This is a genomic window from Ensifer sp. NM-2 (assembly GCF_003024455.1).
In the GTDB taxonomy this organism is placed as follows: domain Bacteria; phylum Pseudomonadota; class Alphaproteobacteria; order Rhizobiales; family Rhizobiaceae; genus Ensifer; species Ensifer canadensis.
Genome location: NZ_PVZR01000001.1, coordinates 712,701 through 733,885 on the forward strand (window position 1 = coordinate 712,701; position 21,185 = coordinate 733,885).

The following is a 21,185-nucleotide window of genomic DNA, read 5'->3' on the forward strand; positions in this document are numbered from 1 at the left end:
CGGCTTCGGCGAGACGCTCCCGAAGTTTCGCCTTTAGGCCGAACGCTTCGAAACTGTCCGTCAGTGGCAGATATAAGAAGACCAGGAATACACCAGGCAGGCCACCAGTTACCGCTGCGGGTGCAGCCTTGTCCTGATATGCGAGCGTCAAACAGATGACGACCGACCCCACACATCCGACCCACAGCATGGCTCTCTCAACTTTCAATCGCTTCACCGGCGCTGTGCCCTATCTGCGCAACCTGACGGGATTTGCGGGAGAGTCAAGGCCGGGGAAAGGCAATGTGCTCGATGGTTATTCGATTATCAGCGCCTTTACCCGGCCGGCGCTTCTTTCGCTTTTTGATCGGCGACTTGAGACGATGTTCGTTTGCGTTCTCCGGGTAAAGCGGAAACATTGGTGGCGGGTTTCAACAAATTTCTTCGCGGCTATTTGAAGGCCGCCAAGCTTCGACCTGCTTGGCTTGCCACCTGCCGAAGGGTGATCGTGAATACCGAGCTTCCGTCCCTCTATAAGTCCTTTTTTCGCCAACACTGGACCCCACCTGTCGCCGACATGTTGCATCGCATGTCGCGTGGATCAGCCGAGGTTATCCGGAAACGGTTGGAAATCAAGGGAACTGGATGCAACATGCCGCGACATAAGAAGCTTGCAAATTTGCATCCTCATTTCTGTAAGGTGCTGTTCTTACTTAGAAAAAGAGTGGCTGGGGAACCTGGATTCGAACCAGGACTAACGGAGTCAGAGTCCGTGGGTCTACCGTTAACCTATTCCCCAAAGCCGCCGTCGGGGCGAAGCCCGTCGGGTTGGTTGGCGGGCTTATAAACAAATCAGCGGCCGATGCAAATACCTTTTGCAAAAAAAATCGCACAGGCGGCGGCGATGGTGTGCTTGGCGGCGATGTCAACAGGCCGGCGAACCGGCAACCCCGGTCTGTCCGTTGGTGTCGGGCAGGGGAAAGCCGCGCAGCCACTTTGTTGTGCACAAGCCGTTTCTCAAAAAAAGTTTGGCGAATGGGGACTGCACTGGTACAGTCGCCCCAACGAAAAATCGAGAAAGCGCCTTGAGCGGCCGAAAGGCTTTGCGCGGCGCGATGGTTGAGACAAGTGAAAGACCCCGATCACGGCGAAAAGCCGTCCGAATCCGGGGCGTCGGCAGCAGGCCGTAGCGATGGACCCAAGATGGGTCCGCGCAACGGCAAGGGCAAGCGGAAACGGCGCAAGTCGTCTGCTTTGCCGTCTGCAATTGCCAGCCAACCCGGCGGTGCCGGCATGGCAGGGCGTCCCGCAGGACCAGACGATGCGGAACCGGCGCGCAAGCGCAAACGGCGTCGTCGTTCGAAATCCGCAAAACAGCAGGCTCAGGCCGCGCCCGCTTCCGCGGGCGGTCGCGACGTGCAGCTTGTCGACCCGGCAATGGGCGACAGGAAGGGGCACAAGCGCAACAAGAAGGCGCGGCATCGCCGTGGCATTCAGGGACGGCCGCTCACCTCGGGCGAGCGTCAGCAGCAAGCACAATCGCGCCCCAGCGAGGGCGCAACCACGTCTAGGCCCGGAGCGCCTCAGTCCGGCGGGCAGGCTGCCCCGCGGGGCGACCAGCCGCGCGCGCCGTTCGTTGCCGCCAGCGAGCCGCCGGCGCCGCTTTATGCGGCGCTGGATCTCGGTACCAACAATTGCCGTCTGCTGATTGCGCAGCCGACCCGCCCCGGCCAGTTCCGGGTGGTGGATGCCTTCTCGCGCATCGTCAGGCTGGGTGAAGGGCTGGGTGCCAGCGGCCGGTTGTCCGAGGACGCGATGGACCGCGCCGTCGAGGCGCTGAAAGTCTGCGCTACCAAACTGGGTGCGCGGATGATTCGCCGCCGCCGGCTGATCGCCACCGAAGCTGCGCGCGCCGCCGAAAACGGCGAAAGCTTCCTCGAGCGCGTGGCCAAGGAAACCGGGCTCGAGCTTGAGATCATCAACCGCGAGACCGAGGCGCGGCTTGCCGTGTCGGGCTGCTCGTCGCTGGTCGATCGCGAGACAAGGTCGGTCGTTCTCTTCGATATCGGCGGAGGCTCCTCGGAGATCGCCGTCATCCGCATCGGCGATAGCAGGTCTAATCGGCTCGCCAATCACATCACCCACTGGACCTCGCTGCCGGTCGGCGTCGTGACCCTTTCCGAACGCCATGGCGGCCAACATGTCACCCCGGCAAACTTCGAAGCCATGGTCCAGGAAGTCGAGGGCATGCTGTCGCGTTTCGACAGCCCGCCGGTCGAAGCGCTGGCAACGGGCATTGCCGGCAGCGGCTTCCACCTGATCGGCACGTCGGGCACGGTGACCACGCTTGCCGGCGTTCATCTGGATCTTCCGCGCTACGACCGCCGCCGCGTCGATGGTCTCTGGCTTTCCGATGACGAGGTGTCCGCCATGCAAGCGCGGCTGCTTTCGTGGGATTTTGATGCGCGGGCGGCAAACCCTTGCATCGGCCCCGATCGCGCCGATCTGGTGCTGGCAGGCTGCGCAATCCTCGAAGCGATCCGTCGCCGCTGGCCATCGACGCGCATGCGTGTTGCCGATCGCGGGCTGCGCGAAGGCTTGCTGACCGACATGATGGCGGATGATGGCGCCTGGCGGCGCTCGCGACCGCGCCGGCATCAGCGCAGCTCAACCACATAATTCCTTCAATCGGACAACGATTTAGGCAATTGTGCGATAACTTCTGCAGATACGGCAGGCCCGGTGCGTCCGAAGGGATGTGCGGCAGTCGCCGCCACGAAGGAAACAAGACATGACGAAACCTCCTGTTGGCGGCAACCGCAGCGGTCGAAAGCTTGGTCAGAAGGTCAAGAAGGGCAAGCTCAAGGCTTCGTCCCGCCGCTGGATCGAGCGCCATATCAACGATCCCTATGTCCAGCGCGCCCAGCTCGAAGGCTACCGGGCGCGCGCGGCCTTCAAGCTCTTGGAGATCGACGAGAAGCACAAGATCCTCAATGGCACCCGTCGCATCATCGACCTGGGTGCCGCTCCCGGCAGCTGGTCGCAGATCGCCGCCAAGGTGACCAATTCGACGGATGGCGATCCGCGTGTGGCAGCGATCGACTTCCTGGAGATGGATCCGCTGCCGGGCGTTCGCATCCTGCAGATGGACTTCCTCGACCCGCAGGCGCCTGAGAAGCTGATGGAAGCGATCGGCGGCACGCCGGATCTGGTCATCTCCGACATGGCGGCGCCGACGACGGGACACCGCCAGACGGACCATTTCCGTACCATGCATCTCTGCGAAGTCGCAGCCCATTTCGCCGTCGACGTTCTCGCAGAAGGTGGGCATTTCCTGGCAAAAACCTTCCAGGGCGGCACCGAGCGCGATCTGCTCAACATGCTCAAACAGAATTTCCGCCAGGTCATCCACATCAAGCCGGCGTCTTCGCGTGCCGAATCGGTGGAAATGTTCCTGCTCGCCAAGGGCTTCAAGGGACGCCGCGTCACCGACACGGACGAACCGATGGAAGACGAGGCTGCGGACTAAATCATGCTGCTTTATGTGACGGTCGGCACCAACGATCTCGACGGCGCGGGCGTGTTTTACGACCCGGTTCTGGCGACGCTCGGATACCGCCGTCAGCGCCAGGACGAGACCGAAATCGGCTACAGCGCCGATGGCGATATCAGGTGCCGCTTCTGGGTGGTGACACCGTTCAATGGCAAGCCTGCGACCTTTGGCAATGGAGCGACCATCGCGCTTGAAGCCGAAACGCGCGCGGCGGTCGATGCCTTCCATGCGGCAGCACTTGCCAACGGCGGCACGGACGAGGGCGCCCCCGGCCTCAGGCCGTTCCACGCGCATTTCTACGCGGCCTTCGTGCGCGACCGGGATGGCAACAAGCTGTCTGCCGTCTGCGAACGGCCGGAATAATCTTTCACTTTCCTGCCGTCGTTTCGATTTCCCGCACGGGCAGCCTGTGGCCGGAAACGGATGCGCCGGCATTCTTCGCCATTGTCAGGAACGGGATTGCCGCCAGAAGGTTGGCGATGGCGATGATCATGAAGGCAGTATGGAAGTTGTCGAGTTGCAGCGGCCCGCCGCTGAGCGAGGTCTCGATTTCGAGGATCGCGCCGGCAACGGCCACGCCGAGCGCCAGGCTGATCTGCTGCAGAACCGCGCTCATCGATGTCGCCTTGCTGGCATCCGCATCGTCGATATCGGCAAACGACAGTGCGTTGACGCTGGTGAAGAAGAACGAGCGGGCAAAACCGGCGATCAAGAGAATGGTGACCATCACCAGATAGGGCGTTGCCGGCGTGAAGAAGCCGTTGGCGAAGGTGGTGACCGCTGCAATGATGGCGGCGATGATCAGCGTCGTGCGGAAGCCGGCGAAGGCGAGCACGCGGCGCGCATAGAATTTGGTGGTGATCGCGCCGACCGCGCCGATGAAGGTGATCATCCCGGACTGGAACGGGTTGAGGCCGAAACCGACCTGCAGCATCAGCGGCATCAGGAAGGGCACCGCGCCGACGGAAATGCGGAATACCGTGCCGCCGATCTGGGCGGCGCGAAACGCGCTGTCCTGAAACAGTTTGAGGTCGAGGATCGGGTGCGGATGGCTTCGGGCATGGACGATGTAAAGCAGGGTGGCGATCACACCCGTGATGACCGAGCCGATACCGATGATCGGCGGCAGCGCCGGCAGGCTGATGACCGACAGGCCGAAGACGACGCCGGATGCGGCGATGCCGCCGAGCAGGAAGCCGACAATGTCGACCGGCGGCGGATTGCGGGGTTCCATGTGGGGCAGGTAGATGCCGGAGAGGATATAGCCGGCGATGCCGACAGGCACGTTGATCAGGAAGATCCAGTGCCAGGAGAAATAGGTGGTGATGAAGCCGCCGAGCGGCGGCCCGGCAAGCGGCCCCACCAGCGCCGGGATCGTGAGCAGCGCCATGGCCGAGACGAGCTCGCTGCGCGGTGCGCTGCGCACCAAGACGAGGCGGGCGACGGGCGTCATCATCGCACCGCCCATGCCCTGCAGGAACCGTGACAGCACGAAGGCGAGCAGGCTGTCGGAGATGGCGCAAAGGATTGAACCAGCGATGAAGACGAGGATCGCCGCGCGAAAGATCTTCTTGGCGCCGAAACGGTCGGCCATCCAGCCGCTCAAGGGGATGAAGATCGCCAGCGACACCATATAGGCGGTCAGCGCCAGCTTGAGCGTGATCGGCCCGACGCCGATGTCGCGGGCGATAGCCGGCAGCGATGTCGAAATGACGGTGGAATCCATCTGCTCCATGAAGAGCGCGACGGCTAGGATCATCGGGACGATACGGTTCATGCGAATTTACCTTGGGCGTGGTCAGCGTCAGCTCGGCTCCAAGCTAGCGCTTGCGATGGCTTTGTCGGGACCAAACCGACGATTGTGGATCAAAAGCCTGTGATCCCGCCTGTCCGTTGCTGTCAAGACGCTAGTTCTGGCCGGGTGATGGAACCGAAGCTGCGATTTCGGGAGAAAATGATGACGAGCGACATGTCGATGAACCGCCGCACCTTGATGACGGCGGGGACAACGGGTGTATTGGCGGCACCCTCAATCATGGTGGGATCTGCCGCAGCGCAGGAAAAAGCGGACAACCGGAACATGCAATCAGCACAAACGCCCATCCGGGCTCTCAAACTCGGCGCGCTCAAGGTTGTTGTCATCAGCGACGGCACGCGCGTCTCTGCCAGGCCGCATGAGACCTACGGCACGAACCAGTCGGAACAGGCCGTATCCGAATTGCTGGCCAAGAATTTTCTTCCAACCGACGCGCTGCTCAACAGCTATTCGCCTGTTCTCGTCGATACCGGGAGCGAGGTGATCCTGTTCGACACCGGCCTGGGCGAAGCCGGACGGGAAGCGGGTTCCGGCCGCCTCATCGACGGCATCCGCGCGGCTGGCTACGCGCCCGAGCGCGTCTCCGTGGTGGTGCTGACGCATATGCACGGCGACCATATCGGCGGCCTGATGGAGGGCGGCAAGCCGGCCTTTGCCAATGCCCGTTATATCATCGGCGAGGCCGAATATGCCTTCTGGAAGGACCCGGCCCGGGTCGGCACGCCGGCCGAGGGTGGCCATAAGGGTGTGCTGGAAAAGGTCGTGCCGCTCGCCGAGAAGGCGACGTTCATCGGCGACGGCGCCGACGTGGCGCCGGGCATTTCGGCGATGGCTGCCTTCGGCCATTCCCCCGGACACATGGTGTTCCGTCTCGAATCGGACGGCAAGGCGATGATGCTGACGGCCGATACCGCCAATCATTATGTCCTGTCGCTGCAGCGGCCGGACTGGGAGGTGCGCTTCGACATGGACAAGGCAGCGGCTGCCGTCTCGCGCCGCAAGGTCTTCGACATGATTGCGAACGAAAGACTGCCCTTCATCGGCTACCACATGCCATTCCCGGCCGTCGGTTTCGTGGAAGTGCACGACCAGGGCTATCGCTTCGTGCCGGCGAGCTACCAGCTCGATATCTGAGCTTTGCGGACGGGCAAAAATGTTGCCATGCAACAACAATGGGTCGAGCCCGGGACATTTCCCGGGCTTTGCTATTTTCATCCTGACATATCCGTGTTACGAGCCCTCGCCAACTTCCAAGAAAAGCTTTGAAGTCACCCGGTGGGCAAATCGCAGCCCGTTTCCCGGGGATTTTCGTTTATTGAAGGGAATTGGCCATGGCGCGTATCATCGAAACGGCAACCGGTCTGGAGGCTCTGACCTTCGACGACGTTCTGCTCCAGCCCGGGCATTCCGAAGTCATGCCGGGACAGACGAACATCTCTACCCGCATCGCGCAGGATATCGACCTCAACCTCCCGATCCTTTCCTCGGCCATGGATACCGTGACCGAAGGACGCCTGGCGATCGCCATGGCACAGGCCGGCGGCATCGGCGTCATCCACCGCAACCTGACGCCGGTCGAGCAGGCCGAAGAGGTCCGCCAGGTCAAGAAGTTCGAAAGCGGCATGGTCGTCAATCCGGTGACGATCGGTCCCGATGGCACCCTGGCGGACGCCCTCGGCCTGATGAAGATCCATGGCATTTCCGGTATCCCGGTCGTTGAAAACGGCGGCAACGGTGGCCAGAAGCAGGGCCGTCTCGTCGGTATCCTCACCAATCGCGACGTGCGTTTCGCCTCCGATCCGAACCAGAAGATCTACGAGTTGATGACGCGTGAAAACCTCATCACCGTCAAGGAAAGCGTCGACCAGCAGGAGGCCAAGCGCCTGCTGCACATGCACCGCATCGAAAAGCTTCTGGTCGTCGACGGCGACGGCCGTTGCGTCGGCCTCATCACCGTCAAGGACATCGAGAAGTCGCAGTTGAACCCCAACGCCTCCAAGGATGCGCAGGGCCGTCTTCGCGCCGCCGCCGCCATCTCCGTCGGCGATGATGGCTTCGAGCGCGCCGAACGTCTGATCGACGCCGGCGTCGACCTTATTGTTGTCGATACCGCGCACGGCCATTCGCAGCGCGTTCTCGATGCGGTCACCCGCGTCAAGACGCTGTCGAACTCGGTTCGCATCATGGCCGGCAACGTCGCCACCGCTGATGGCACCAAGGCGTTGATCGACGCCGGTGCCGATGCGGTCAAGGTGGGTATCGGTCCGGGCTCGATCTGCACCACGCGTATCGTGGCCGGCGTCGGCGTTCCGCAGCTGGCCGCGATCATGGCTGCTGTCGAAGCCGCTCAGGCCGCGGACATTCCCGTCATCGCCGACGGCGGTATCAAGTTCTCGGGCGACCTGGCCAAGGCGATCGCCGCCGGCGCTTCCGCCGTCATGGTCGGTTCGCTGCTTGCCGGTACCGACGAAAGCCCAGGTGAAGTGTTCCTCTACCAGGGCCGCTCGTTCAAGGCCTATCGTGGCATGGGTTCCGTTGGCGCGATGGCGCGGGGCTCGGCCGACCGCTATTTCCAGGCCGAAGTGCGCGACACGCTGAAGCTCGTACCGGAAGGCATCGAAGGCCAGGTTCCCTACAAGGGCCCTGTGTCCGGCGTTCTGCATCAGCTCGCCGGCGGCCTCAAGGCGTCGATGGGTTATGTCGGCGGCGCGACGATCAAGGACTATCAGGAGCGCGCCACCTTCGTGCGCATCTCCGGCGCCGGCCTTCGGGAAAGCCATGCGCATGATGTCACCATCACCCGCGAAAGCCCGAACTATCCGGGCTCGCACTAAGAGTCCTCCCGGGGGCGCCGGCCGGCGCCCCCGTTTTTCCTGATGGGGGGTGCCATCCGGCGCCCCCGTTTTCCTGTTTGGTTGTGTCGAGTGGAGTAAGAGCGGTGACGGGCTTCGAGATCTTCCGGCCGATGGTGGCGCATGTGCTGCTCGTTTTCGTCCTCTATGCCCTGCTGTCGATCCGCCGCGTCGGTCTCGTGCGGGCCGGCAAGGTTTCGGTTTCGCAGTTTCGCGAGAACCGCGACGAGCCGGGCGAGAGCCTGGTCGTCCGCAACAGCATCGCCAACCAGTTCGAACTGCCGGTGCTTTTCCACGTCTGCTGCGTGCTTCTCTACATCACCGAGGCTGACAATATCGTCTCGCTGGCGCTCGCCTGGGTGTTCATTGCTTCGCGCTATCTGCATGCCTTCGTCCATGTCACCAGCAACCGCATCCGCTACCGCCGACCGCTGTTCATGGTCGGCGTGGCTGCACTCGGTGGGATGTGGATCTGGCTTTCCGTCTGGATGGCGATGAACTGATGGCTGCGTGTTTCCTTAAATCGCAGCCGGTTTCAGGACAAAACAGGCAGCAATTCAAAACGCTACAGCGACCTCTGCGCGTCTGGTAAGACGCGCGGCGCTTTGGGTCGGGTGCCGCTCCGGCACGACTGACGCAAATCTGCGACACTTTCCGACATGAACTTCGCGCCTTGATGCGTATCAAGTACCCGTCACGACTTTGCGGATAGTCTGGCTGTCGTTAGCGTAGCTTTGTCGCTGGCGCCTCGCGTGCCCGGCAAAGGCCTTTGCGCCGACGTCGAACAAGACAGCATCGGAGATCGATATGACCGCAACGATGAAAGCCGCCGTGGTGCGCGAATTCCGCAAGCCGCTCGTGATCGAGGAAATGCCGATACCAGTGCCCGGTCCCGGCCAGGTGCTGATCAAGTTTCAGGCGACCGGCGTCTGCCATACCGACCTGCATGCGGTGAACGGTGACTGGCCGGTAAAACCCAATCCACCATTCATCCCCGGCCACGAGGGCGTCGGTTATGTCGCCAAGCTCGGCTCCGGCGTCAAGCGGCTGAAGGAAGGCGACCGCGTCGGCGTGCCGTGGCTGCACACCGCCTGCGGTGGTTGCACGCCATGCCGGACCGGATGGGAGACGCTCTGCGGCAGCCAGCAGAACACCGGCTATTCGGTCAACGGCACGTTCGCGGAGTATGGCCTGGCCGATCCGGACTTTGTCGGCCGGCTGCCTGATAAGCTCGAGTTCGGCCCGGCGGCGCCCGTCCTTTGCGCCGGCGTCACGGTTTACAAGGGTCTCAAGGAAACGGAAGTGCGCCCCGGCGAATGGGCGCTGATCTCCGGCATCGGCGGTCTCGGTCACATGGCGGTTCAATACGCCAAGGCCATGGGCATGCATGTCGCAGCCGTCGATATCTTCCCCGACAAGCTGGCGCTGGCGGGAAAGCTGGGCGCCGATCTCGTCGTCGATGCGCGCGACAAGGATGCGGTCGAGCAGGTGCAGAAGGCGACCGGCGGCGTGCACGGCGCGCTGGTGACGGCCGTGGCACCCAAGGCGATGGAGCAGGCCTTCAACATGCTGCGCTCCAAGGGAACGATGGCGTTGGTCGGTCTGCCGCCTGGCCAGATGTGCGTGCCGATCTTCGATACGGTCCTGAAGCGCATCACCATCCGCGGCTCTATCGTCGGCACCCGCCAGGACCTCGAGGAGTCACTGGAGTTTGCGGGCGAGGGCAAGGTCGCCTCCCACTTCACCTGGGACAAGATCGAGAACATCAACGCCATCTTCCAGCGCATGGAAGAGGGCAAGATCGATGGCCGCATTGTGCTTGATCTCGCCGGCTGATCCGCCTGCTGCGAAGTGTGCCTTTCCGCCAAGCGGTAACGCAAGTTTGTATGTTCGATGCCGCCCGCTGACCTATTCTGTCGCGGGCGGTAATCTTTCGCGCTGCCGCCACTGCATAATTCCTTAAATCGGAACCGATTTGTGGGAGAAATCATGCAGCGAGTTTAAAGCCTTACAGCGCCCTTGGCGCACCATATCTAACGCGCGGCGCTGTTGAGGAGAAGAAACCGAAGGAGGCCGTCATGAACAAACCCGTCATCACGCAGGCAATGATCGACGCTTACGACGAGTACACCCATCTCAGTCTTGATCGCCGCCGTTTCATGGAAACGCTGACCGCGCTTGCCGGCTCTGCCGCGGCCGCAGCATCAATTGCCCCCTTGCTTGCTGCTAGCAGCGCCAAGGCCGAAATGATCGCAGATACCGACAATCGCATCATCGGCGAGGACATTTCCTATCCCGGCGCCGACGGCGACATGAAGGGCTATCTGGTCCGCCCGGCAAACATGACCGGAAAGCTGCCGGCCGTCATCGTCATCCACGAGAACCGCGGGCTCAATCCACATATTCGCGATGTCGCCCGCCGCATGGCGCTCGAGGGCTTCATCGCGCTCGCCCCGGATTTTCTGTCGCCATCGGGCGGCACGCCGGCGGATGAGGACAAGGCACGCGAGATGATCGGCGCGCTCGATGCCGCCGAAACCAATGCGGATGCTGTGGCAACCGTCGCATTCCTCGAAGAGCACGCGCAGTCGACCGGCAAGGTCGGCGCCATCGGCTTTTGCTGGGGCGGTGGACTGGTCAATCGGCTTGCGGTCAATGCGCCCGATCTCAAGGCGGGTGTCGCCTATTATGGCGCGCAGCCCAAGGCCGAGAACGTGCCGAAGATCAAGGCGGCGCTGTTGCTGCATTATGCCGGCCTCGACGAACGCATTAATGCGGGTATCGAAGCCTATCGCAAGGCGCTGACCGACAATGGCAAGGACGCGACGATCTATGTCTATGACGGCGTCAACCACGCCTTCAACAACGACACGTCGGCCGCCCGCTACGACAAGGCCGCAGCCGATCTTGCCTGGAGCCGCACTGTCGAATTTCTGAAGGCGAAGCTCGGCTAGAGCAATTCCAGGAAGAGTGTGAAACGGTTTCCCGTCCGGAATTGCGTTATTTCAACGAGTTAGATCATTTCACTGTTTCGATGAAACAGTGAAATGATCTAGCCGCTCACGCCTATGAAGGCGGCGCGATCAGCAGCGCTACCTTGTAAGCGGGGAGAAGAGGCGGGCACTGGGTCCGCCTCTTCCCTCCCGTCTCGTTTCGCATAAAAAAGGCCGCGCCTCCCACGGGAAGCGCGGCCTTTTTGCTAAGTGTCGAAAAATGCTTACCAGCCCGGCAGCATGTGGCTTTGCCGCAGCCGCGGATAGCGCGGAAAACCCTTGATATCGCCGTCGATGTCGTCGTTGACGGTGATCGGCGTGATGTTGTCCAGGCAGGCGGTGATGTGGTTGGTGATCGCATTCGATAGCGATGGCGACAGACCCGGCCGCTTCATGATGCCGATCTGCACTGGAGCCAGCGCCGGGAAGCCGTCCGCAAGCGTCAGCACCTTCATGCCCGGACGCAGCGCCGATTCCGGCAGGACCGAAACCGCCATGCCGGCAAGCACGGCGGCCGCGACCACGGTCGAGGACCAACTGGTAAACAGGATCTGGTATTCCTTGCCGGTCGCATCGAGCGCGGCGCAGGCCGCCTGCCGCCACTGGCAGTCGCGTCGGCCGACCGCAAGCGGGATTGGCGCATTTTCCGGCAGCGGATGGTTGATCGAACTTACCCAACAGAGCGGCTCTGTGCGCACCACGTCCGAGGCTCGGGCACGTGGATTGTGCGTAACCAGTGCGATGTCGAGATCGCCCTTGGCCATCTTCTCCGCAAGATCCACCGAAGGTTCGCAGATGATGTAGAGCTCGACGTTCGGATGCGTCTTGGCAAACCGCACGATGATCTCCGGCATGTAGCGGTCGGCATAGTCATCAGGCGTGCCGATGCGCAGCGTGCCCTCGAGGCGATTGTCGTCGAAGGAGGCCATCGCCTCGTTGTTGAGACGGATCATCCGGCGGGCGAAGTTGAGCAGCCGGTCACCCTCGACGGTCAGGCGGTTGCCGCGCCCGTCCTTCATGAACAACGGCTTGCCGATGCGCTCTTCCAGGCGCCGCATCTGCATGGATACGGCCGACTGTGTCTTGAAAACCCGGTCGGCGGCCTTGGTGAAGCTGCCCGTGTCGGCGATCGCGACAAAGGTTTGCAGCTGATCAATGTCAAGCGGTGCGGACATGGCCGTGATACACCCATAAGATTGTTTGATGAATATCATTAAAAACATTCGTTGGACTGATCAATAAGGATTTGCGATCTATCAGGGGCAAATTTCATTGATCCCGGCCGGCACAGGTGCCGGCTAATCCCAACTTCCCTGGCCCACCCCTGCGTTTGACCTCGCGCAGGGGACGGGTCCCTTCGTGCCTGAAAAAAGGAGTACCGTCATGCGCACGACCGACCACGTCCTCGACCTCGTTGCCGGAAAGCAGGCCTATGCCTCCCGCGCCGCTGGCGTTATCGGCGTGATGACGGCTGCATGGCGCCTGTTTCGAAGCCGATGCCAGATTGCGCGTCTGAATGAGCTGGATGACCGCCAACTGCTCGATATGGGGCTACGGCGCGAAGATGTGCACGAGGCGATCACCTCGCCCTTCTTCGACAATCCCGCCAGCTATCTGACGCGTGCGTCGCGAAACCGCGTGAGCCTCTTCTACAAGGGGATTCGTCACGATTGATTTCCCTATGGCGCATCCCGCCGCTTGAGATGCGCCAGTCGAGCATGATCCGCGCAAGCTGCCGCCAACGCGGGTCATGCTACGAATTTCGAAGTTTCGGTGCTGCTGCCTCTATCGCGCGCCCAAACGTTCCCCGCAGGGTAGAGCCAATAGACCCTGCCGCTTGGCCCGGTACATGAACCAAGACATGTACCGGGCCTTTTTCTTTTCCAGCAGGTGCCGGATTGGTGAGGGTAGCGTCGTCGAGCGTTTCCGGTTTAGACGGAGTCGCAGAAACGCTCTATCTCTTTGTTTTTACGCATTTCCAGGCGGAAAACCACTTCGCACTTTTTCTGGAAATGCTCTAATCCAGCTCAGGCCTTGTCGCCGGTGCCGGTCTTGTAGCTGTCGAACAGCGCCTCGATGTTCTTCTGATATTCCTTCTGCATTTCCAGCCCGCTGTCGAACATGCTGTTCATCATCTGCGAAAACTGGGCGACGGCAGGATTGTCAGCAGCCGGCTTGGCTGTCGTGCCGGCGCCGGTCTGCATCATGTCCTGGAACGCCTTCATGAAGGGATTATCGGCGAAGAGGTCGGGCGCCTTGGCCTTCTCTTCTTTCTTGCCGGCACCGAAGAAGTCCTGCATCGCCTGCGTAAACGGATTGTCGAAGGGGTTGGCCTGCGGCTCCGGCTTCCTGGCAAGGCCGGCCGCCTGCATCCACTGCTGCATCATCGTTGCCATCGGATTGTTGGCAAAGGCGACGTTCGCGCCTGCAAACTGGCCCGTCGCCTGCTTGAACAGCCCGCCCATCAACGTATCGGCCATGGCCGGCAGCATCTGCTTGTAGATCTCCTGGCTGATGCCGGTGACCTGGGCTGCCTGGGCCGCGATCGCGCGCGACATTTCCTTGGAGCCGAAGAGCTGGCCGAGGATGCCGTTGCCGTCGGCCATGCCTTGCGGCGTGAATGCCTGGCTCACGTCCTCGAAGTATTTGGCATAGCTGCCGCTGGACATCGCCGTCAGCAGCGCGCCGAAATCGTAGGGGTTTGTGGTGTTGCGCTTGAAGGCGGCGGAAAAGGCCGGGAGCAGCGCTGCGGTAGCTTTCGCCATCTGCTCCTGCGCAAGCCCGAATTGTCGAGCCATCAGCTCCGTGGCCTGTCCGTTCTGCGCCTGCGTGAACATGTCAAAAAGCGGTGCCATCCCCGGTTCCCTTCGGCTGCTGCCTGATTCCTTAGATCGGAACGATTTAAGGGGAAAATGATGCAGCAAGTGTAAAGCGTGGCAGCGTCCTTTGCGCGTCATGTCTGATGCGCGGCGCTGCAAGCGACGCATATCGTTGCACTATACCGGGAAATTGGAGGCTGGAAACCGCTTTTTACTGCATAATTCCTTAAATCCGGCTCGATTTAAGGACGAAATTATGCAGCAAGTTTAAGCGGTTACAGCGTCCTTGGGCGCGTCATGCCTGACGCGCGGCGCTGTAATGGCAGGCTTACCGGCTCAGTACTGGTACTCGGCAAAGACCGGATCGACGGAGCCATTCCAGCGGCCGTTGTAGAGCGACAGCAGATCCTCGGCGAGCGTTGCCTTCTTGGCAAGCACTTCGTCGAGCGGTGCGAGGAACTGGCTTTCGTCGATGCCGTCGCCGTTCAGCCGGTTGCGTCGCTTCAGGCCGCCGCGCGAGATCGAAACGACTTCGCGGGCGATGTCGTAGAGGCTGCCGGCGCGGAATTTTGTGTTGAGCGCCTGGGCGGGCACTGTGTCACGCAGTGAGCCGACCTCCTCGAAGGTCCAGTCGCGCGTGAGTGCTTCGGCGGCAGAGAGCGCCTCGCCGTCGTAAAGCAGGCCGACCCAGAAGGCAGGCAGAGCGCAGATCCGACGCCAGGGGCCGCCGTCGGCGCCCCGCATCTCCAGGAAGCGCTTGAGGCGCACGTCGGGGAAGAGGGTCGAGAGATGATTGGTCCAGTCGCCCATGTTCGGCTGCCAGTCGGCGATCTCGCCCTTGAGCGCTCCGCCCATGAACTGACGGAAGGTGACATGGGTACAGTCGTGATAGTGGTCGTCGCGAACGACAAAATACATAGGCACGTCGAGCGCCCATTCGACATAGTCCGCAAAGCCGAAGTCCGGCTTGAAAGCGGAAGGCAGAAGGCCGGAGCGCTGGTTGTCTGTGTCGCGCCAGATATCGCCGCGCCAGGACAGGAGCCCGTTCGGCTTGCCATCGGTGAAGGGGGAGCTTGCAAACAGAGCGGTCGCCAGCGGCTGCAGCTTCAAGGACACCTGCATCTTGCGGCGCATGTCCTCTTCCGAGGAGAAGTCGAGGTTCACTTGGATCGTGCAGGTGCGATACATCATGTCGAGACCCTTGGTGCCGACCTTGGGCATGTAGCGGCTCATGATGCCATAGCGCGATTTCGGCATGCGCGGCGTTTCGTCAAACGTCCATTTCGGGCTGCCACCGATGCCGAGGAAGCGAATGCCGAGTGGCTCGGCCACTTCGCGCAGGACGGCGAGGTGCTGGTTCGATTCCTTGCAAGTCTGGTGGAGGTTTTCGAGTGGCGCACCGGAGAGCTCGAACTGACCGCCCGGCTCCAGCGAGATCGCCCCGTTGCCGGAATGCTCGGCAAGACCGATGATATTGCCCTCGTCAACGATCGGATCCCAGCCGCTCTTTGCAGCCATACCGTTGAGCAGCGCCTGGATGCTGGCGTCGCCGTAATAGGGCACGGGGCTGTTGTCCGCCTTAAAGAAGGCAAACTTTTCGTGCTCCGTTCCGATCCGGAACCGCTCCTCCGGTTTCGAGCCCTCCGCCAGATAAGCGGTCAGGTCAGCGACAGAGGTTACCGGCGTCTGGTCGGTGGTATCTCGGGCCATGAGCGTCTTCTTTTGCTTGAGCGGTTCCGCCGGTCAGCGGAAGTGGATGGGGCTGCTTGAACCGTATTCAGGTGCGGTGCAAGTCAATTTCTTTCAAGATCTGTTCAAAAAAAGTATGCGCCGCGCTTGCGTGCGAACGACCGGTTAGTGCCAATCACCGACCGTTGCCTGTATGACCGCCATGGCCGCAACCGCTGCGGTATCGGCCCTGAGAATGCGGGGGCCAAGAGGAATGGCGGTGACGAAATCGAGGCTGCGCAGCAGGCTTCGCTCGCTGTCGGAAAAACCGCCTTCGGGCCCGATCAGCAGTGCCAGCTTCTTTTCCTTAATGCCGTTCAGGATCGGTAGCGGATTCTGGCTGTTGCTGCCTTCGTCGCAGAAGATGATGCGCCGATCCGCGGGCCAACTTTGCAGCAGGTCCTCAAGCCGGCGGGGCTCTTCGACACTGGGTATGCCGAGCACGCCACATTGTTCCGCGGCCTCGACGACATTGGCGCGCACCCGGTCGAGGTTGCCGATCTTGCCCTGAACATGTTGCGTCATCACCGGCTGGAGCACCCCGGCGCCCATCTCGACGGCCTTCTGCACGAGGTAGTCGAGGCGGCCGACCTTTAGCGGTGCAAAGAGATAGACGAGATCGCAAGGTGCCGGCTGCGGACGTGTCTGCTCGACGGCAGTCAGGATCAGGCGCTTCTTGGTCGGGAGCGAAAGCTCGGCTCGCCATTCGCCGTCGCGGCCGTTGAACACGAGGACGGACCCGCCTTCCTCGTAGCGGAGCACGTTGATCAAATAGTTGAACTGTTCCTTGGTCGTCTCCTGGGTTGCACCGGCATGGAGTGCATGTTCCACGAACAGTCGCTGCATGCGAAAATTGGCGCGCATGTCGATTACCTCTAGATGAACAGGCTGGAAAGGATGAAGTAGACGACGGCCGAAAGCAGGGCCGAGGCCGGAACGGTGATGACCCAGGCGGCAACGATCGTCAGAAAATGCGAGCGGCGCACCAGTCGGCGGCGGCGGACCTCGGCAAAGTTGGTCTCGGTCGATCCCATGAAGTCTGCCTGCCCGGTCTTCTGGCGCACATATTCCAGGCGACGCTGCGAGTGCCGAGTATACCATTCGCGGAAGAAGCCGACGCCGAAGACGGCGCCGACCGCCGTGTGGGTCGAGCTGATCGGCAGGCCGAGGGCGGAGGCGAGCAGCACGGTTACCGCGGTTGCCAGCGCAACGCAGAAGGCGCGCATCGGATTGAGGCGGGTGATTTCCTGGCCGACGACGCGGATCAGCCGTGGGCCATAGAGCAGCAGGCCGAGCGATATGCCGATGGCGCCGATCGCAAGTTCCCAAAGCGGTGTTGGCGATCTCTCCGTGGTGATGACACCGTCGAGCGCGGACACGATCGCCGACAGCGGACCGATGGCGTTGGAAACGTCATTGGCGCCGTGTGCGAAGGAAAGCAGCGCAGCCGCCAGGATCAGCGGCGCACGAAACAGCTTGCGTAGCGACTGATTGCGGTTGTCGAGACCCTCCGACTGACGGCGAATCCACGGTTTGCTCAGGAAATAGACGACGATGCCGACGATCAGGCCGAGGCCGAGGCCCGTCACCAGCGAGATCGAGGCAACCTGCACCAGGGCGATCACCGCGAGATAGGCGGTAAAACAACCTGCCGTCACCCCGAGAAGCACGGGCATCCAGCGCCTGGCCGATGCGATCTTGTCCTCGCGGTAGATGATGAATTCCTTGAGAAGCGCAAGGAAGGCAGCGGCGATGACGCCGCCGAGAACAGGTGAAATCGACCAACTGGCGGTGATGCCGGCAAGTTCCCACCATTGCACGCTGGAGACGCCTGCAGCCGCAATGCCCGCTCCGACGATGCCGCCAATGATCGAATGGGTCGTTGAAACCGGCGCGCCGGAATAGGTGGCGATATTGATCCAGACGGCCGACGAGGCGAGCGCCGCCATCATCACCCAGACGATCGTCTGGGCCCCGAGAATGTCTTCTCCGTAAATGATGCCCGCCTCGACCGTCAGTGTCACCTGACGGCCGGCGAGCATCGCGCCAGCGATTTCGAAGACGGCGGCGATTGTCAGCGCCGTTACCATCGACATCGCCTTGGCGCCAACGGCCGCGCCGACGTTGTTGGTGACGTCGTTGGCGCCGATGTTCATCGCCATGTAGCCGGCGATCGCGGCTGCGGCGATGATGATCGGCGCGGTCGCCGAGTTCGTCACGAAGCTTGCGGCAAATGCCATGCTGAGCAGCAGGAACAGGAGAGCGAGGCCCGGGGCTGCCAGACCACGCATCACCTGCTGCGATGCCTCCTCGGCAAGGCTGAACTTGTCCAGATCCTTGTCGAGCGTCTGCTTTTCAAGGCGCGTGCGCGACTTTGGCAATGGCGGTCTCCCTTTTCACCATGGCCACTACTGCCACCGCGAAATGCTTTCAAGCGGAATTGATGATGTCTGCAAAGCTGTGCAAAAGATGGCCGAAGATATCGCCCGCGGTGGCTAGCCGGTGACGGCCTTGGGGACCGGCGAGGGCGGTGCCGCCACGCGGCGGCCGAAGGCGAGGATAAGCTCCTTCAGTGTCGGCTCTGCGACACGGCTGGCTGCCTCCTCGCAGCTGACCCATTCCAGCTTGCGCACACCTTCCTCGGGGAAGTGCTTGCAGAGATCGTCTACCTCGAGGGCATGCACCTGGACCTTGACCGAGATCTTCAGGCCGTGATCCATGCGCTTCTTGTAGAGATAGAAGCCGGCCGGGGCCTTCTGCACTCGGCCCTTGACGCCTGCCTCTTCATAGGCCTCGCGCTCGGCCACCTCGTGGGCACGCTTGCCTTGCATAGGCCATCCCTTGGGAATGACCCAGCGGCCGGTATCACGGCTGGTGATCAGCAGAATCTCGAGCGCCTTGGACTTCTTGCGAACACGGAAACAGAGCGCTGCATATTGCATGCGCGCCGGTCGACGCAGCATCAGCTGCACATCGGATGCGAGCCGGTTCAGGAAGTTCAAGGTCGTTTGCTCTCCTCTTAGCGAATCAGTGTTCGTTGGACGTTCCAGCCAGTATGCCAGCGTCGCGTTGCGTGTAAACGTCGCACCGTGTCGGCTGCCGGATATGCGGTCAGCTTCGCTGCAAACTGTGGTCCCGATGCGACAGAATATGGTGCTTTCGCGCCTGTTTTGCCAGCGGGGCGGCAACCGGGCGTTGGTCCCGGCTTCAGCTCGCCTGATCGCGCTGCTGGAGGCGCAGCCGCGCGATGCGCGCCCACTCGCCGGTGCGCTCGGCCTCGCGGGTGGAGGCGGCAACAAAATCGATATGGCTTTGGGCAGCGGCCTTGGCCGCTTTCGGGTCTCCGGCCATGATCGCGTCGTAGATTGCCTCGTGTTGCGCGAGCAGCCGGTCACGCGCCCCTGGCGCGTCGAAGACCGAATTGCGGTGAAAAAAGATCCCCTGCGTCAGCAGCCGGTAACAGGCGCGCAGCGTGTGCATGAGGATGATGTTGTGGGCGCTTTCGCCGATCGCCTGATGCAACTCGACGTCGGAGGCTAGTTCGTCGTTGAAGTCACCACTGCGGTGGGCGGTTCGCATTCGCTCGATAATGCGCGTGAGGATATCGCGGTCGAAATCCGTTGCGCGCGTTGCCGCCAGTTCCGCGGTCAAGCCTTCGAGTTCGCGGCGATATTCGAGATAATCCTGCGTCGCCTTGTGGTGGCGGCCGATCAGCTCGATCAGCGGCTTGGAGAAGACTTCGCCGACGACATCGGCAACGAAGGTACCGCCGCCGTGGCGGCTCTCGACGAGGCCGCGCGCCTCCAGTTCCTTCAACGCTTCGCGCAGGATCGGCCGCGACACGTCGAAACGCTTCGACAGTTCCCGTTCGCCCGGCAGCCTGTCGCCGTCGCGCAGGATGCCTTCGAGGATGAGAAGCTCGATCTGTTTGACAACCTCGTCCGCCGTGCGGCTGTGGCTGATGCGGGCATAGAGGTCGATCTGGTCTTCGGTCACGCTTGGGTCTCCCATGCGCCGCAATCTAGGCATCGGCAGCCAACTGGTCAATTTCCTTGTCCACTTTGGCCGCCCTGACAAAAGTCAAACTGCGGCAATGCGTCCTTTTGCTTTTGCTCATTCGGTTGATAAGAGAGTCATGATGAACGCGTGAGGGGGATAAAGCGCTTCATGGCAAAGGGAAGTTTTGCATTTCCGGTCGCGCCGATGCGAGCGCAGGCGCTGGGCGAGGTCCATTCGCGGCCTTACGCCCTGGTGGCGACGCCGCGCGTGATCTTTCAGCTCGCCTTCATGACCGAGGGCGGCTCGATCGTCGACCACGCCGTTCTGTCGGAATTGTCGCGTTCGCGTGGCATTGCGCCGCCTGGACGCGATGCCAACCATCATGCCATGGCCTGGGGGCAGGGCACGCTGCGCTGGGAACGGCATACGGAATTTTCGACCTATTTTTGGGACGGCCCGGCGCCGGAGCATTTCGGTGGCGAGGTGGCGATCCACCCATTCGGCGACGGCTTTTCGCCGCCCGGCTCGCTCATTTCGGGCATCCGCCTCGAGATCCGCGCGGACTCACCGGAGACCCGCGAGGCGATCAAGGCTTTCGACCCGACCAGCCTCTGTTACAGCGAGACGAAGAACGGCCAGGCGATCCTCGTCACTGACTTTCGCCAGAACGGTGACGGTCTGACGCAGATCCTGGTGATCGACCGCGGCATGACCGAGGCCGGCACCGGCGCGTTGATCCAGCGTCTGCTCGATATCGAAACCTATCGGACGCTGGCGATGGTCGGCCTGCCGTTGGCGCAATCACTGTCGCCGGAGATCCGCCGCACCGAAGACGGCCTGACGGCGATCACTCAGCGCATGAAGGAGAACGTCCGCGAAGAGGCGGACGACATGCTGGCGGAGATCACCCGGCTTGCGGCCGATCTGGAGGCGGGTGCTGCACTCAGCCTCTATCGCTTCGGCGCCAGCCGCGCCTATTACGGCATCGTCCAGGAGCGCATCCGCACCCTGGCCGAGACGGCGGTCCCCGGCTACGAGACGATCGGCACCTTTCTCGAGCGTCGGCTGGCGCCGGCAATGCGCACCTGCCAGTCGGTGGAGGAGCGGCAGGCGAACCTGTCGCGCAAGCTCGCCCGCGCCACCGCGCTCCTGCGCAGTTGGGTCGATGTCGAACTGGAGCGGCAGAACAGCGCCCTTTTGAACTCGATGGATCGGCGCGCGAAGTTGCAGCTGCGGCTGCAGCAGACTGTCGAGGGTCTGTCGGTTGCCGCGATCTCCTATTACGTCGTCGGTCTGTTCGGCTATCTCGCCAAGGCGGTCAGCCATGAGCTGCCGATCGATCCCGGTCTGTTGACCGGACTTGCCGTGCCCTTCGCGGTCGCCGGCGTCTGGCTCATCGTTCGCCGCATCCGCCACCATCACGGCGACGGCGAGCACAAATAGCGC

The 21,185-nt window shown here is 62.1% G+C and carries 20 protein-coding genes and 1 tRNA gene; 12 read left to right on the forward strand and 9 right to left on the reverse strand.

The window, feature by feature from the left end:
* The first annotated feature begins 155 nt into the window (after positions 1 to 155).
* Positions 156 to 437, forward strand: a complete 282-nt coding sequence (locus C6558_RS39575) for a hypothetical protein (RefSeq protein WP_146160868.1) — start codon at positions 156 to 158, stop codon at positions 435 to 437.
* 267 nt (positions 438 to 704) lie between these two features.
* Here C6558_RS39575 and C6558_RS03505 read toward each other — a convergent pair.
* Positions 705 to 778, reverse strand: a tRNA-Gln gene (locus C6558_RS03505).
* A 63-nt stretch (positions 779 to 841) separates the two neighbouring features.
* On the opposite strand from C6558_RS03505, the gene C6558_RS39580 reads away from it, so the two are divergent.
* The 4 genes from C6558_RS39580 (at position 842) to C6558_RS03520 (ending at position 3,895) form a co-directional block, all read left to right on the forward strand.
* Entirely contained in the window at positions 842 to 1,102 is a 261-nt protein-coding gene (locus C6558_RS39580) for a hypothetical protein (RefSeq protein ID WP_128090403.1), read from the forward strand.
* 5 nt (positions 1,103 to 1,107) lie between these two features.
* Positions 1,108 to 2,658 (forward strand): Ppx/GppA phosphatase family protein, encoded by a 1,551-nt coding sequence (locus C6558_RS03510; protein ID WP_025426023.1) that lies wholly within the window; start codon positions 1,108 to 1,110, stop codon positions 2,656 to 2,658.
* Between the two features lie 112 nt (positions 2,659 to 2,770).
* Positions 2,771 to 3,508, forward strand: a complete 738-nt coding sequence (locus C6558_RS03515; protein WP_025426024.1) for an RlmE family RNA methyltransferase — start codon at positions 2,771 to 2,773, stop codon at positions 3,506 to 3,508.
* A 3-nt stretch (positions 3,509 to 3,511) separates the two neighbouring features.
* The gene (locus C6558_RS03520) at positions 3,512 to 3,895 is read left to right on the forward strand and encodes a VOC family protein (RefSeq protein ID WP_025426025.1); all 384 of its coding nucleotides are present in this window, start codon (positions 3,512 to 3,514) and stop codon (positions 3,893 to 3,895) included.
* Between the two features lie 4 nt (positions 3,896 to 3,899).
* On the opposite strand, the gene C6558_RS03525 is transcribed toward C6558_RS03520, so the two are convergent.
* The gene (locus tag C6558_RS03525; RefSeq protein WP_025426026.1) at positions 3,900 to 5,309 is read right to left on the reverse strand and encodes a DHA2 family efflux MFS transporter permease subunit; all 1,410 of its coding nucleotides are present in this window, start codon (positions 5,307 to 5,309) and stop codon (positions 3,900 to 3,902) included.
* A 180-nt stretch (positions 5,310 to 5,489) separates the two neighbouring features.
* On the opposite strand from C6558_RS03525, the gene C6558_RS03530 reads away from it, so the two are divergent.
* From C6558_RS03530 to C6558_RS03550, 5 genes are all read left to right on the forward strand, one after another.
* Positions 5,490 to 6,482, forward strand: a complete 993-nt coding sequence (locus tag C6558_RS03530; protein WP_025426027.1) for an MBL fold metallo-hydrolase — start codon at positions 5,490 to 5,492, stop codon at positions 6,480 to 6,482.
* 197 nt (positions 6,483 to 6,679) lie between these two features.
* On the forward strand, positions 6,680 to 8,182 hold the full coding sequence (guaB, locus tag C6558_RS03535) for an IMP dehydrogenase (RefSeq protein WP_025426028.1): 1,503 nt from the start codon (positions 6,680 to 6,682) through the stop codon (positions 8,180 to 8,182).
* Between the two features lie 104 nt (positions 8,183 to 8,286).
* The gene (locus C6558_RS03540; RefSeq protein ID WP_025426029.1) at positions 8,287 to 8,703 is read left to right on the forward strand and encodes an MAPEG family protein; all 417 of its coding nucleotides are present in this window, start codon (positions 8,287 to 8,289) and stop codon (positions 8,701 to 8,703) included.
* Positions 8,704 to 9,007: 304 nt separating this feature from the next.
* On the forward strand, positions 9,008 to 10,036 hold the full coding sequence (gene adhP / locus C6558_RS03545; protein WP_025426030.1) for an alcohol dehydrogenase AdhP: 1,029 nt from the start codon (positions 9,008 to 9,010) through the stop codon (positions 10,034 to 10,036).
* Positions 10,037 to 10,278: 242 nt separating this feature from the next.
* Complete coding sequence (locus C6558_RS03550; protein WP_025426031.1) at positions 10,279 to 11,154, forward strand: dienelactone hydrolase family protein; 876 nt, start codon at positions 10,279 to 10,281, stop codon at positions 11,152 to 11,154.
* Positions 11,155 to 11,417: 263 nt separating this feature from the next.
* Here the strand turns inward: C6558_RS03550 and C6558_RS03555 are convergent, their stop codons facing one another.
* The gene (locus C6558_RS03555; protein ID WP_025426032.1) at positions 11,418 to 12,368 is read right to left on the reverse strand and encodes a LysR substrate-binding domain-containing protein; all 951 of its coding nucleotides are present in this window, start codon (positions 12,366 to 12,368) and stop codon (positions 11,418 to 11,420) included.
* A gap of 208 nt (positions 12,369 to 12,576) precedes the next feature.
* Between C6558_RS03555 and C6558_RS03560 the strand changes: the two genes are divergently transcribed.
* The gene (locus tag C6558_RS03560) at positions 12,577 to 12,867 is read left to right on the forward strand and encodes a DUF1127 domain-containing protein (RefSeq protein ID WP_057211569.1); all 291 of its coding nucleotides are present in this window, start codon (positions 12,577 to 12,579) and stop codon (positions 12,865 to 12,867) included.
* Between the two features lie 353 nt (positions 12,868 to 13,220).
* On the opposite strand, the gene C6558_RS03565 is transcribed toward C6558_RS03560, so the two are convergent.
* The 6 genes from C6558_RS03565 to C6558_RS03590 form a co-directional block, all read right to left on the reverse strand.
* Positions 13,221 to 14,048 carry a DUF937 domain-containing protein gene (locus C6558_RS03565; RefSeq protein ID WP_057211571.1) on the reverse strand — a complete coding sequence of 276 codons (828 nt, stop codon included), beginning with the start codon at positions 14,046 to 14,048 and terminating at the stop codon, positions 13,221 to 13,223.
* A gap of 300 nt (positions 14,049 to 14,348) precedes the next feature.
* Positions 14,349 to 15,722, reverse strand: a complete 1,374-nt coding sequence (locus C6558_RS03570; protein ID WP_025426035.1) for a glutamate--cysteine ligase — start codon at positions 15,720 to 15,722, stop codon at positions 14,349 to 14,351.
* 144 nt (positions 15,723 to 15,866) lie between these two features.
* Positions 15,867 to 16,604: a 16S rRNA (uracil(1498)-N(3))-methyltransferase gene (locus C6558_RS03575; protein WP_025426036.1), complete on the reverse strand. Its 738-nt coding sequence runs from the start codon at positions 16,602 to 16,604 to the stop codon at positions 15,867 to 15,869.
* Between the two features lie 11 nt (positions 16,605 to 16,615).
* Positions 16,616 to 18,121 carry an inorganic phosphate transporter gene (locus C6558_RS03580; protein ID WP_025426037.1) on the reverse strand — a complete coding sequence of 502 codons (1,506 nt, stop codon included), beginning with the start codon at positions 18,119 to 18,121 and terminating at the stop codon, positions 16,616 to 16,618.
* Between the two features lie 114 nt (positions 18,122 to 18,235).
* Positions 18,236 to 18,742 (reverse strand): NUDIX hydrolase, encoded by a 507-nt coding sequence (locus tag C6558_RS03585; protein ID WP_025426038.1) that lies wholly within the window; start codon positions 18,740 to 18,742, stop codon positions 18,236 to 18,238.
* Positions 18,743 to 18,947: 205 nt separating this feature from the next.
* Positions 18,948 to 19,736, reverse strand: coding sequence for a FadR/GntR family transcriptional regulator (locus C6558_RS03590; protein WP_245449111.1), 789 nt, complete (start codon positions 19,734 to 19,736; stop codon positions 18,948 to 18,950).
* Between the two features lie 171 nt (positions 19,737 to 19,907).
* On the opposite strand from C6558_RS03590, the gene C6558_RS03595 reads away from it, so the two are divergent.
* A complete protein-coding gene (locus tag C6558_RS03595; RefSeq protein ID WP_025426040.1) occupies positions 19,908 to 21,182 on the forward strand; it encodes a DUF3422 family protein in 1,275 nt (424 codons plus the stop codon).
* Positions 21,183 to 21,185 lie beyond the last annotated feature (3 nt).

Excerpts from the sequence above, each read along its gene's own strand:
- C6558_RS39580 (WP_128090403.1), top strand. The coding sequence starts at position 842 with ATGCAAATACCTTTTGCAAAAAAAATCGCACAGGCGGCGGCGATGGTG.
- C6558_RS03555 (WP_025426032.1), bottom strand. The coding sequence starts at position 12,368 with ATGTCCGCACCGCTTGACATTGATCAGCTGCAAACCTTTGTCGCGATC.
- C6558_RS03575 (WP_025426036.1), bottom strand. The coding sequence starts at position 16,604 with ATGCGCGCCAATTTTCGCATGCAGCGACTGTTCGTGGAACATGCACTC.
- C6558_RS03520 (WP_025426025.1), top strand. The coding sequence starts at position 3,512 with ATGCTGCTTTATGTGACGGTCGGCACCAACGATCTCGACGGCGCGGGC.
- C6558_RS03560 (WP_057211569.1), top strand. The coding sequence starts at position 12,577 with ATGCGCACGACCGACCACGTCCTCGACCTCGTTGCCGGAAAGCAGGCC.
- C6558_RS03515 (WP_025426024.1), top strand. The coding sequence starts at position 2,771 with ATGACGAAACCTCCTGTTGGCGGCAACCGCAGCGGTCGAAAGCTTGGT.
- C6558_RS03595 (WP_025426040.1), top strand. The coding sequence starts at position 19,908 with ATGGCAAAGGGAAGTTTTGCATTTCCGGTCGCGCCGATGCGAGCGCAG.
- C6558_RS03530 (WP_025426027.1), top strand. The coding sequence starts at position 5,490 with ATGACGAGCGACATGTCGATGAACCGCCGCACCTTGATGACGGCGGGG.
- C6558_RS39575 (WP_146160868.1), top strand. The coding sequence starts at position 156 with ATGACGACCGACCCCACACATCCGACCCACAGCATGGCTCTCTCAACT.
- C6558_RS03550 (WP_025426031.1), top strand. The coding sequence starts at position 10,279 with ATGAACAAACCCGTCATCACGCAGGCAATGATCGACGCTTACGACGAG.
- guaB (WP_025426028.1), top strand. The coding sequence starts at position 6,680 with ATGGCGCGTATCATCGAAACGGCAACCGGTCTGGAGGCTCTGACCTTC.
- adhP (WP_025426030.1), top strand. The coding sequence starts at position 9,008 with ATGACCGCAACGATGAAAGCCGCCGTGGTGCGCGAATTCCGCAAGCCG.
- C6558_RS03525 (WP_025426026.1), bottom strand. The coding sequence starts at position 5,309 with ATGAACCGTATCGTCCCGATGATCCTAGCCGTCGCGCTCTTCATGGAG.
- C6558_RS03565 (WP_057211571.1), bottom strand. The coding sequence starts at position 14,048 with ATGGCACCGCTTTTTGACATGTTCACGCAGGCGCAGAACGGACAGGCC.
- C6558_RS03570 (WP_025426035.1), bottom strand. The coding sequence starts at position 15,722 with ATGGCCCGAGATACCACCGACCAGACGCCGGTAACCTCTGTCGCTGAC.